Annotated in this window: 7 protein-coding genes and 1 pseudogene; 6 read left to right on the top strand and 2 right to left on the bottom strand. The window is 69.8% G+C overall.

Annotated features, from left to right (window positions below; translation table 11 throughout):
• Nucleotides 1–127: 127 nt before the first annotated feature.
• Nucleotides 128–1,126 carry an aldo/keto reductase gene (locus AQJ91_RS28270; protein WP_067027101.1) on the bottom strand — a complete coding sequence of 333 codons (999 nt, stop codon included), beginning with the start codon at nucleotides 1,124–1,126 and terminating at the stop codon, nucleotides 128–130.
• 76 nt (nucleotides 1,127–1,202) lie between these two features.
• On the opposite strand from AQJ91_RS28270, the gene AQJ91_RS28265 reads away from it, so the two are divergent.
• The 6 genes from AQJ91_RS28265 to serA all read left to right on the top strand — a co-directional run bounded on the left by AQJ91_RS28265 (nucleotide 1,203) and on the right by serA (nucleotide 11,157).
• Nucleotides 1,203–2,153 carry a 2-hydroxyacid dehydrogenase gene (locus AQJ91_RS28265; protein ID WP_079085237.1) on the top strand — a complete coding sequence of 317 codons (951 nt, stop codon included), beginning with the start codon at nucleotides 1,203–1,205 and terminating at the stop codon, nucleotides 2,151–2,153.
• A 439-nt stretch (nucleotides 2,154–2,592) separates the two neighbouring features.
• Nucleotides 2,593–5,589, top strand: coding sequence for a putative bifunctional diguanylate cyclase/phosphodiesterase (locus AQJ91_RS28260; RefSeq protein ID WP_067027097.1), 2,997 nt, complete (start codon nucleotides 2,593–2,595; stop codon nucleotides 5,587–5,589).
• A 237-nt stretch (nucleotides 5,590–5,826) separates the two neighbouring features.
• Nucleotides 5,827–7,683 carry an acetolactate synthase large subunit gene (locus AQJ91_RS28255; protein WP_067027096.1) on the top strand — a complete coding sequence of 619 codons (1,857 nt, stop codon included), beginning with the start codon at nucleotides 5,827–5,829 and terminating at the stop codon, nucleotides 7,681–7,683.
• Nucleotides 7,684–7,703: 20 nt separating this feature from the next.
• Nucleotides 7,704–8,231 (top strand): acetolactate synthase small subunit, encoded by a 528-nt coding sequence (ilvN, locus tag AQJ91_RS28250; RefSeq protein ID WP_067027094.1) that lies wholly within the window; start codon nucleotides 7,704–7,706, stop codon nucleotides 8,229–8,231.
• A 118-nt stretch (nucleotides 8,232–8,349) separates the two neighbouring features.
• Nucleotides 8,350–9,351 (top strand): ketol-acid reductoisomerase, encoded by a 1,002-nt coding sequence (ilvC, locus tag AQJ91_RS28245; protein ID WP_067027092.1) that lies wholly within the window; start codon nucleotides 8,350–8,352, stop codon nucleotides 9,349–9,351.
• Nucleotides 9,352–9,567: 216 nt separating this feature from the next.
• Nucleotides 9,568–11,157 carry a phosphoglycerate dehydrogenase gene (gene serA, locus AQJ91_RS28240; protein WP_067027089.1) on the top strand — a complete coding sequence of 530 codons (1,590 nt, stop codon included), beginning with the start codon at nucleotides 9,568–9,570 and terminating at the stop codon, nucleotides 11,155–11,157.
• A gap of 98 nt (nucleotides 11,158–11,255) precedes the next feature.
• Here serA and AQJ91_RS28235 read toward each other — a convergent pair.
• Nucleotides 11,256–11,706: pseudogene (locus AQJ91_RS28235) on the bottom strand (MFS transporter); the annotation flags it as partial.
• Nucleotides 11,707–11,760 lie beyond the last annotated feature (54 nt).

Here is an 11,760-nt window from a genome sequence, read left to right as displayed (position 1 = left end):
CGGTGGTCCTCAGCGTCCCGGACCCTGCCGGTCTTCAGCGTCGCCGCACGCGTGCCTGGGTGGTCCCGCCTCCGACCCGGCGGCGGTCACCCTCACCCGCCCCATGCTCAGGGAACCCGCCCCCGTCTCAGTCCCACGACCCCTGCGCCCCGGGCAGCTCCGCCACCTCGGTCAGGTCCTCCGGTGTCAGCCGTAGTGCCGCCGAGGCGGCGTTCTCCGTTACCCAGCGCTCCTGCTTGGTGCCCGGTACCGGGACCACGTCGGGGCCCTGTGCGAGGACCCAGGCCAGGGCCACCTGAGCGGGCGTGACCTCGTTGCCGTGTCGGGTCGCGATGCGGCGCAAACCGGCCACTATCGGCTGGTTGGCCGCCATCATCTCCGCGGTGAAGCGGGGGTGGCGGGCGCGGACGTCGTCCGGTTCGAAGCCCTCGCCGGGGGTGAGGGTGCCGGTGAGGAAGCCGTTGCCCAGGGGCATCGCGGCGAGGAAGCCGACGCGGCGTGCTGTGCACCAGGGGAGCAGCGACTCCAGGGCCTCCGGGGACCACACCGACAGTTCCGCCTGCACCGTGCTCACCGGGAAGACCTGCTGCACCCGCTGGAGTTGGCGGATCGTCGCGTCGTGCAGACGCGCCCCGTTGCGGCGGCCGCCCCGCGCACCCATCGCGCACAGGCCCAACGCCCGTACCTTTCCGGCCTGGACGAGCTCCGCCATCGCGCCCCACGTCTCCTCGACCGGAACCTCGGGGTCCGCCCGGTGCAGCTGGTAGAGGTCGATCACGTCCGTCTGGAGACGGCGCAGGGAGGCGTCGCAGGCCCGCTTCACGTACCCGGGGCGGCCGTTGGCCACGACGTGCTGCTCGCCCACGAGCAGACCCACCTTGGTCGACACGAAGGCTTCCTGGCGGCGCTCCTTCAACACCCGCCCCAGCAGCAGCTCGTTGGTGAAGGGACCGTACATGTCGGCGGTGTCCAGCAGGGTCGAGCCCAGATCGAGCGCCCGGTGCACCGCCCTGAGCGACTCCTCACCCCGCTGCCGCGACGCGCTGTAGGCCCAGCTCATCGGCATGCACCCGAGTCCGACGGCTCCCACCGCGAGTGCCGCCGCGCCGATCGTCCTGCGCTCCACCTGGCCGTAACCCTCCCTCTTCCGGCACCCCAACCTAACCTCTGCACACCTGTTCGCCTGACATAGCCTCCTGAGCATGACTGCTGACGTGTGGCTGCCCATCCCGCCGGAAGAGATCGACGGCCTTCCCGCAGGCCTTGACTACCGCTTCTGGAACGGTGCCGAGGACTTCCCCGCGGACCCGGCCGAGTGCGCGTTCTACGTTGTCCCCTACATGAAGGCCCCCGAACTCGGACAGCGCCCCTTGCCCGAGATGAGCTCCGCGGAGGTCGTGCAGACCCTGTCCGCAGGCATCGACCACGTCGAGGCGGGGCTGAAGCACCTGCGTCCGGGCGTACGGCTGTGCAATGCGCGCGGGGTGCACGAGGCGAGCACCGCCGAGCTCACGCTGACGCTGATCCTCGCGTCGCTGCGCGGCATCCCCGACTTCGTCCGGGGCCAGGACCAGGGGGAGTGGCGGCACGGGTTCCGGCCCGCGCTGGCCGACAGGAACGTCCTCATCGTGGGCTACGGCTCGATCGGAGCCGCCATCGAGGACCGGCTCGTTCCGTTCGAGGTCGCGCGGGTGGCGCGCGTCGCGCGCTCCGAGCGCACCACGGCGCGCGGTCCGGTGCATCCGCTCACCGAACTGCCCGCCCTGCTCCCGGAGGCGGACGTCGTCGTGCTGTCCACACCGCTGACCGAAACCACCCGCCACCTGGTTGACGCCGAGTTCCTGGCGCGTATGAAGGACGGCGCGCTCCTGGTGAACGTAGCCCGCGGCCCCGTCGTCGACACCAAGGCGCTGCTCGCCGAACTGGAGACCGGCCGCATCACCGCCGCCCTCGACGTCACCGATCCCGAACCGCTGCCCCGTGGACACCCGTTGTGGCAGGCGCCCGGCGTGCTCATCAGCCCGCACGTCGGCGGGCCGACGTCCGCGTTCCTGCCGCGCGCCAAGCGCCTGCTGGTGGACCAGTTGCACCGTTTCGTGAACCGGGAGCCGCTGCGCAACGTGATCCTTACGACGGGCACAACGCACGCGTGACGCCGTCGCGCGCGTGGCGTGCGCGCGGCACACAACAGGCACGTAATCCGTTTCGAGTACCCTCCGCAACCTTCCGGAAGCGGTCCGTACTCGCATCGTCGCTGGTCGTCACGGAGCGTAGAGGAGCTATGTCCCTGAGTGACGAGACTGGTGTATCGTCCCGACAGGGGCTGCGCCACGCACCATTCGGCGCCGGGGATGGACATTTCAGACTGTGAGGGGGGCGACGGGCGATGCACGGCCTATGGACGAACGATCCGACGCGGCGGGGCCGCCGACGGCGACCCTGGCGTACGGCCGCGCGCAGACGCGGTGACCACACCGGCCACGGCTGCCGGCACAGCCATCACCAGCGCAGGCACAGCAGCCGCGGGAGGCATGCGCACCCAGCGCACCGGGACTCGCGGGACCGGGGAGCGGCGCGGACCGGGAGGGTCCGGTGAGCTCGCCCTCTTCTCCCACGACCACCCTCGACGGAGCGCTGCGGGCGCAGCCTTCGCCGGGGATGATGCCGAAGATCCGTCCGTCCTTCTCGGGAGGCGGCGGGTCCGTCCTGGTCCCCCAGCTCGTCCTGGCCCTGGTGTGCGCGGGATACGCCGTCGGTTCCGCGCTCGGCTGGGGTTCGGACCAAGTCGCGCTGATCATGGGCGACTTCGGGCTGAGCGCCGCGGCGGGCACCGCCGCCGTGTCCTGCTTCCACTACGCCCGTAGCCGCCGTATCCGCTTTCGACCCGCCTGGCTGCTGTTCGCCCTCTCCTCGGCGATGGCGGCCCTCGGCAATCTGGTCTGGGGGTGGTACGAGGTCGTCCTGGGCCGGCCCGTGCCCAGCCCCTCGTACGCCGACGGGTTCTTCCTGTGTTTCGCGCCGCCCGCCATCGTGGGACTCCTGGTGCTCGCCAAACGGCCGATGACCAAGGCCGGCTGGGGCTGCCTGGCGCTGGACGCCTGGCTGATCGGCGGCTCCCTGCTCACGCTGTCGTGGAGCCTTGCCCTCGCGCAGGCGGCCAAGTCGGAGGGGTCGAACGTGGCGCACAGCGCGCTGTCGCTCGCCTATCCGCTGCTCGACATCGCGCTGATCAGCATGGTGCTCGCGCTGCACTTCCGGCGTTCGTCGGTGAACCGCGCGGCGGTGAACACCGCGATCAGCGCGCTCGCCCTGACCGTGATGTGCGACGCCCTGTTCACCTCACCGCTGCTGCACGACAACTACCGCTCCGGCCAGCTGCTCGACGCGGGCTGGTTCGCCGGCTCGCTGCTCCTCGCGTACGCCCCCTGGGCCGCGCCGCGGCACGGACAGGCCGAGGACGACGGGCACACGCGCGTGGTGCACGAACACCTGCCGGGACAGCGGCCCCACACGCACCACCACCAGCCCGCGCAGGGCGGTGATCACAGCCGGTATCCGGCCACCCGGCCGATCGCCGGTTCACTGGCCGCTCTCACGCCCTACCTCGCCGCCGCCGTCTGCACCCTGGGGATCCTCTACAACGTCCTCAACGGCCGCAGCGTCGACCGCGTCGTGCTCATCACCGGCGGCACCGTGGTGCTCGCCCTCGTGGTGCGCCAGGGCATCATGCTGCTCGACAACATCACCCTCACCCAGGAACTGGCGCAGAAGGAGAACCACTTCCGCTCCCTGGTGCAGGGCTCCAGCGACGTCATCATGATCGCCGCACCCAACGGCATCCTCCGGTACGTCTCCCCGGCCGCCGCCGGGGTCTACGGCCGTCCCGCGGAGGAGCTGGTAAGTACGGAACTGGCCAATCTCATCCACCCGGAGGACCTGGGCTGCGTCGTGCACGAGGTGCGCCGCTTCCTCGCCGCCAGCCCGCTCGAGGAACCCACTACGCGCATCGAGTGCCGTTTCCGGTCCGGCGACGGCGGCTGGCTCAACGTCGAGTCGACCGTCAACCGTCACCACGGCGGCCTCATCTTCAACAGCCGCGACGTCACCGAGCGGGTGCGGCTCCAGGCGCAGCTCCAGCACAACGCCGAGCACGACCCGCTTACCGACCTGCCCAACCGCGCCCTGTTCACCAAGCGCGTCCAGCAGGCCCTGTCCGGCCGCCGCGCCGCCGACCGCGCCGCCCTGCGGGGCACGGCCGTCCTCTTCATCGACCTCGACGGCTTCAAGGCCGTCAACGACACGATCGGGCACCAGGCCGGGGACGAACTGCTCGTCCAGGCCGCCCGCAGACTCCAGGAGGCGGTCCGGCACGGCGACACCGCCTCCCGGCTCGGTGGCGACGAGTTCGCGGCACTGATCGCCGGGGACGGTACCCGGGACCGCGCCGCCCGGGAGCGCCACATCCTGGAGCTCGCCGACCGCCTCAGGATCACGCTGTCGCAGCCGTACCTCATCGACAGCAACGATGTCCGGGTCAACGCCTCCATCGGCGTCGCCTTCGCCGAGCCCGGCCTCGGCGCGGGCGAACTGCTGCGCAACGCCGACCTGGCCATGTACCGGGCCAAGGCGGGCGGCAAGGGCCGCGTCGAGCTGTACAAGCCGCAGATGCAGCAGGACGTCGTACGCAAGGCGGAGCTGGCCACGCGCCTGCGTGCCGCGCTGCACGACGGCGAGTTCGCGCTGCTGCACCAGCCGGTGGTGTGTCTGGAGGACGGCCGGATCACGTCGGTCGCCGCCCAGGCGCGCTGGCGGTCCTCGCAGGGCGTGCTGTTCACGCCCGCCGAGTTCCTGCGGGTGGCCGAGGACAGCGACAAGGCCGCCGAGCTGGGCCGCTGGATGCTGGAGGAGGCCGTGGAACAGGCCGCCGAACGCACCGCGACCGGTCTCGCCGTACCGGTCGCCGTCCGGATGAGCGCCCGGCGTCTGCTGGACCGCTCGATGCCGCTCGGCTCGATCGAGGCCCTGCTGACCCGGCACGGACTGCCGTCCGGATCGCTGGTCATCGAGCTGTCCGACATCGACCCACGCGTCTCGCTGGACGAGCTGGAGCGCCGTCTGAGCGCTCTGCGCCGGCTCGGCGTCCGGACAACGCTGGACGGCTTCGGCAGCGGATACGCGGCGCTCACGGCACTGCGCCGGCTCCCCGTCGACGTACTGAAACTCGACCGCTCTCTGGTCGAGGGCGTCGTCGAGTCCGCGCGGCTGCACAAGATCACCAGCGGGCTGCTGCGGATCACCACCGACCTCGGGCTGCAGTCCGTGGCCGAGGGCGTGGATCTGCCGGAGCAGGTGGTGGCGCTGCGGGCGATGGGGTGCACGCACGGACAGGGCGGTGCGTTCTCCGGTCCGCTGGACGAGTACCGGCTGCGCCGGGCGCTGAGTTCCGGCCACTATCCGGTGCCGCACGGGCCGGTCGAGCCCGCGTTCGCGGGGGGTGGCGCGGGGGTGTACACCGGTGGTGTGCCCGCCGTCTTTGGAGGCGGAAGCGCCCTTCGCTCACATAATGAGACTCCCGTCCCACCCACTTGACAGTGAGTGCGTGCCGGGGGGAGGGTCAGTGCCATGCGCACCCGAATTCTCGTACTTGGAAAGCGCGTCGGCTGAAGCTGGTGACGTCCGGACGGACCCGGAACTCCCAGCGACCCCACCCGGCGCGCTCCCCTCGCTTGCCTTTTGGCACGAGGGGTTTTTTGTTGCACAGGCACCTGCCGTACAACAGCCGCACACCGCACGAACTTCGCAAAAACCCTCAGCATCGAGAAGAGAATGCCGATGACCGAGCAGGCCACCGGGGCCCATCACCCGCAGCCGCGGCCCCGATCCGGAGGACATCAGTCCGCCCCCGAGCACGTCACGGGTGCGCAGTCCCTCATCCGCTCTCTCGAGGAGGTCGGCGCCGACACGGTATTCGGCATTCCCGGCGGTGCGATCCTCCCGGCGTACGACCCGCTCATGGACTCCACCCGGGTCCGCCACGTCCTGGTCCGGCATGAGCAGGGCGCCGGCCACGCCGCCACCGGTTACGCGCAGGCCACCGGCAAGGTCGGCGTCTGCATGGCGACCTCGGGCCCCGGCGCCACCAACCTGGTGACCCCGATCGCCGACGCGCACATGGACTCCGTGCCGATGGTCGCGATCACCGGGCAGGTCGCCTCCAAGGCGATCGGCACGGACGCCTTCCAGGAGGCGGACATCGTGGGCATCACGATGCCGATCACCAAGCACAACTTCCTGGTCACCAAGGCCGAGGACATCCCCCGGGTGATCGCGCAGGCGTTCCACATCGCCGCCACCGGCCGCCCCGGCCCGGTCCTGGTCGACATCGCCAAGGACGCCCTCCAGGCGAAGACCACCTTCTCCTGGCCACCCACCATGGACCTGCCCGGCTACCGCCCGGTGACCAAGCCGCACGCCAAACAGATCCGCGAGGCCGCCAAGCTGATCACCCAGGCCAAGCGGCCCGTCCTCTACGTCGGAGGCGGCGTCATCAAGGCCGGCGCCACCGCCGAGCTGAAGGTCCTCGCCGAACTCACCGGAGCGCCCGTCACCACCACCCTGATGGCGCTCGGCGCATTCCCCGACAGCCACCCGCTGCACGTGGGAATGCCGGGCATGCACGGTGCGGTCACCGCCGTCACCGCGCTGCAGAAGGCCGACCTGATCGTCGCCCTCGGAGCCCGCTTCGACGACCGCGTCACCGGCAAGCTGGACAGCTTCGCCCCGTACGCCAAGATCGTCCACGCCGACATCGACCCGGCGGAGATCGGCAAGAACCGCGCCGCCGACGTGCCGATCGTCGGTGACGCCCGCGAGGTCGTCGCCGACCTGGTCCAGGCTGTGCAGAAGGAGCACGCCGAGGGCCGACAGGGCGACTACAGCGCCTGGTGGCACGACCTGAACCGCTGGCGCGAGACGTACCCGCTGGGCTACGACCAGCCCGACAACGGCTCGCTGTCCCCGCAGCAGGTCATCGAGCGCATCGGGCAACTCGCCCCCGAGGGCACGATCTTCGCCGCGGGCGTGGGCCAGCACCAGATGTGGGCCGCGCACTACGTCCAGTACGAGAAGCCCGCGACCTGGCTGAACTCCGGCGGCGCCGGCACGATGGGCTACGCGGTCCCGGCCGCGATGGGCGCCAAGGCGGGAGCCCCGGGCCAGACGGTCTGGGCGATCGACGGCGACGGCTGCTTCCAGATGACCAATCAGGAGCTCACCACCTGCGCCCTGAACAACATCCCGATCAAGGTCGCCATCATCAACAACGGCGCCCTCGGGATGGTCCGCCAGTGGCAGACCCTCTTCTACAACCAGCGCTACTCCAACACCGTGCTGCACAGCGGCCCCGACGCCGACGGCAAGCAGCCGAGCGCCGGCACCCGCGTCCCCGACTTCGTGAAGCTGTCGGAGGCCATGGGCTGCTACGCGATCCGCTGCGAGTCCCCGGACGACCTCGACAAGGTCATCGAAGAGGCCAACTCCATCAACGACCGCCCCGTCGTCGTCGACTTCATCGTCCACGAGGACGCGATGGTGTGGCCGATGGTCGCCGCAGGCACCTCCAACGACGAGATCATGGCCGCCCGGGACGTCCGCCCCGACTTCGGCGACAACGAAGACGACTGAGCGAGAGAGACCCAAGAGACATGTCCAAGCACACGCTCTCCGTCCTGGTCGAGAACAAGCCAGGTGTCCTCGCCCGGATCACCGCCCTGTTCTCCCGCCGCGGCTTCAACATCGACTCGCTCGCGGTCGGCGTCACCGAGCACCCCGAGATCTCCCGCATCACCATCGTGGTGAACGTGATCGAGGACCTCCCGCTGGAGCAGGTGACCAAGCAGCTCAACAAGCTCGTCAACGTGCTGAAGATCGTCGAGCTGGAATCCGGTTCGGCCGTTCAGCGCGAACTCGTTCTGGTGAAGGTGCGCGCCGACAACGAGACGCGCTCCCAGATCGTCGAGATCGTCCAGCTGTTCCGCGCCAAGACCGTCGACGTCTCCCCGGAGGCCGTCACCATCGAGGCCACCGGCGGCAGCGACAAGCTGTCGGCGATGCTCAAGATGCTGGAGCCGTACGGCATCAAGGAGCTCGTCCAGTCCGGGACGATCGCGATCGGACGTGGTGCACGTTCGATCACCGACCGGTCGCTGCGCGCCCTCGACCGGTCCGCATAACGGCGTGTTCGGGCGGTCGGGTGACACCGACCGCCCGTATTCCGAGACCCCCGACCTTCACTTCCCCCTGCCGTCATACGGTGGGACGCAACACCTGCACTCAAGGAGAGAACCCAAAGTGGCCGAGCTGTTCTACGACGCCGACGCCGACCTGTCCATCATCCAGGGCCGCAAGGTCGCGGTCATCGGTTACGGCAGCCAGGGCCACGCCCACGCGCTGTCGCTCCGTGACTCGGGTGTCGACGTGCGTGTCGGTCTGCACGAGGGCTCCAAGTCCAAGGCGAAGGCCGAGGAGCAGGGCCTGCGCGTGGTGACCCCGGCCGAGGCCGCCGCCGAGGCCGACGTCATCATGATCCTGGTGCCGGACCCGATCCAGTCCCAGGTCTACGAGGAGTCCATCAAGGACAACCTGAAGGACGGCGACGCGCTGTTCTTCGGCCATGGCTTCAACATCCGCTTCGGCTTCATCAAGGTCCCGGCCGGCGTGGACGTCTGCATGGTCGCCCCGAAGGGCCCGGGCCACCTGGTCCGTCGCCAGTACGAGGAGGGCCGCGGCGTTCCGTGCATCGCCGCCGTCGAGCAGGACGCCTCGGGCAACGCCTTCGAGCTGGCCCTGTCGTACGCCAAGGGCATCGGCGGCACCCGCGCCGGCGTCATCAAGACGACCTTCACCGAGGAGACCGAGACCGACCTGTTCGGTGAGCAGGCCGTCCTCTGCGGTGGCACCGCGGCGCTGGTCAAGGCGGGCTTCGAGACGCTGACCGAGGCCGGCTACCAGCCGGAGATCGCCTACTTCGAGTGCCTGCACGAGCTGAAGCTGATCGTGGACCTCATGTACGAGGGCGGCCTGGACAAGATGCGCTGGTCGGTCTCCGAGACCGCCGAGTGGGGCGACTACGTCACCGGCCCGCGGATCATCACCGACGCCACCAAGGCCGAGATGAAGAAGGTCCTCGCGGAGATCCAGGACGGCACGTTCGCCCAGCAGTGGATGGACGAGTACCACGGCGGTCTGAAGAAGTACAACGAGTACAAGACCGCGGACTCCGAGCACCTGCTGGAGACCACCGGCAAGGAGCTGCGCAAGCTCATGAGCTGGGTCAACGACGAGGACGCCTGAGTCACGGGTCCGGCTGCGGAATCGGTGCCGCAGCCGGACCTCTCTCGTCCGGGTGATCCTTCCGTGGAGGCGTAAGACGACCTCCGCCGCGGCACTACACTGCCGTATAACATACGCGTCAGGCCCACAGTGTCGTGCGTCTTCCACGCGGCTAGCACCCCTCCACCGCATGCGGCCGTCGGGACGGCCGTCCGCATTGGACATGTGAGGACTCACGTGAGCTCGAAACCTGTCGTACTCATCGCTGAAGAGCTGTCGCCTGCAACCGTCGACGCGCTTGGGCCGGACTTCGAGATCCGCCACTGCAATGGAGGGGACCGAGCCGAACTGCTCCCCGCCATCGCCGACGTGGACGCGATCCTGATCCGCTCCGCCACCAAGGTCGACGCAGAGGCGATCGCCGCCGCGAACAAGCTGAAGGTCGTCGCACGAGCCGGCGTCGGCCTGGACAACGTCGACGTGTCCGCCGCCACCAAGGCCGGCGTGATGGTCGTCAACGCCCCCACCTCGAACATCGTGACCGCCGCCGAACTGGCCTGCGGTCTCCTGCTCGCCACCGCCCGCAACATCCCGCAGGCCAACGCCGCGCTGAAGAACGGCGAGTGGAAGCGGAGCAAGTACACGGGTGTGGAGCTCGCCGAGAAGACCCTGGGTGTCGTGGGTCTGGGGCGGATCGGTGCGCTGGTCGCTCAGCGCATGTCCGCCTTCGGTATGAAGGTCGTCGCCTACGATCCCTACGTGCAGCCTGCTCGGGCCGCGCAGATGGGCGTCAAGGTGCTGTCGCTGGACGAGCTGCTCGAGGTCTCCGACTTCATCACCGTCCACCTGCCCAAGACCCCCGAGACCCTCGGTCTGATCGGCGACGAGGCGCTGCGCAAGGTCAAGCCGAGCGTGCGGATCGTCAACGCCGCGCGTGGCGGGATCGTGGACGAGGAGGCGCTGTACTCCGCCCTCAAGGAGGGCCGGGTCGCCGGTGCCGGTCTCGACGTGTACGCGAAGGAGCCCTGCACGGACTCCCCGCTGTTCGAGTTCGACCAGGTCGTGAGCACTCCGCACCTGGGTGCCTCGACGGACGAGGCGCAGGAGAAGGCGGGTATCGCGGTCGCGAAGTCCGTGCGGCTCGCGTTGGCCGGTGAGCTGGTTCCGGACGCTGTGAACGTCCAGGGCGGGGTCATCGCCGAGGACGTCAAGCCGGGGCTGCCGCTTGCCGAGCGCCTCGGCCGGATCTTCACCGCGCTTGCCGGTGAGGTCGCTGTCCGCCTTGACGTCGAGGTGTACGGCGAGATCACCCAGCACGATGTGAAGGTGCTGGAGCTGTCTGCCCTCAAGGGTGTTTTCGAGGACGTCGTCGACGAGACGGTGTCGTATGTCAACGCCCCGCTGTTCGCTCAGGAGCGTGGCGTCGAGGTGCGGCTGACCACCAGCTCGGAGTCGGCGGATCACCGTAACGTCGTGACTGTGCGCGGCACGCTCGGGAGCGGCGAGGAGGTGTCGGTGTCCGGCACGCTGGCTGGGCCGAAGCATCTGCAGAAGATCGTGGCCGTGGGTGACTACGACGTGGACCTCGCGCTTGCCGATCACATGGTGGTGCTGCGGTACGAGGACCGGCCGGGTGTTGTTGGCACGGTGGGTCGTATCTTCGGCGAGGCCGGCATCAACATCGCCGGGATGCAGGTGTCGCGAGCCGTTGCCGGGGGTGAGGCGCTTGCGGTGCTGACCGTTGATGACACGGTGCCTGCCGGGGTTCTTACCGAGGTTGCCGAGGAGATCGGCGCGACGTCTGCTCGTGCCGTGAACCTCGTCTGAGGTTGCCGTCCCTGGGGGCTCCGCCCCCTTGCACGTGAACGCCGGGCGGACTGAGAGACCCTCAGTCCGCCCGGCGTCTTTTCGTGCCCCGCCCCTTCTCAGACGCAGACCTTCTCCTCCTCCAGCGCCTCAACCGGCTCCCGCAGCCGCCCCCCGCAACGTCACCGCCGCCAACCCCGCCGTCCCCGCCAGCAGCACCGCCCCCGCGATCGCCGCCCCCTGCATCCCGCTGGTGAACGCCTCCCGTGCCGTCGTCGCCAGGCCCGGCATCCGGTCGGCGACGGCCAGCGCCCCGCCCAGCGTCTCGTGAGCCGCGGCCGGGGCCGAGCCCGGCATCTCGTGGCGGTGGATCGCCGTACCGATCGAGCCGAGCACCGCCATCCCGAGCGCGCCGACGACGGCCCCGCCCGTCTCCATCAGTGAGAACGCCGAGCCCGCCCGCTCCACCGGGGCGGTGCCCATCGCGAGGTCCATGATCTGGGACATCACGATGACGCCTCCGACGGCGAGGACACCGCACGAGACCAGGACCAGCGCCGGCGAGTCCGACCGGCCCCCCCAGTGCGGAGCAGCTTGCCGAGGGGCTGCGTCAGGTGATCGCCG

The sequence above is a fragment of the Streptomyces dysideae genome, assembly GCF_001514305.1.
GTDB lineage: Bacteria > Actinomycetota > Actinomycetes > Streptomycetales > Streptomycetaceae > Streptomyces > Streptomyces dysideae.
The sequence above is the reverse complement of the archived record's forward strand: the minus strand, read 5'-3'. Positions and strand labels throughout refer to the sequence as shown.

Bases quoted from the DNA above. Each gene is read 5' to 3' on its own strand.
- ilvN (WP_067027094.1), top strand. From the start codon at position 7,704: ATGTCCAAGCACACGCTCTCCGTCCTGGTCGAGAACAAGCCAGGTGTC.
- AQJ91_RS28265 (WP_079085237.1), top strand. From the start codon at position 1,203: ATGACTGCTGACGTGTGGCTGCCCATCCCGCCGGAAGAGATCGACGGC.
- AQJ91_RS28255 (WP_067027096.1), top strand. From the start codon at position 5,827: ATGCCGATGACCGAGCAGGCCACCGGGGCCCATCACCCGCAGCCGCGG.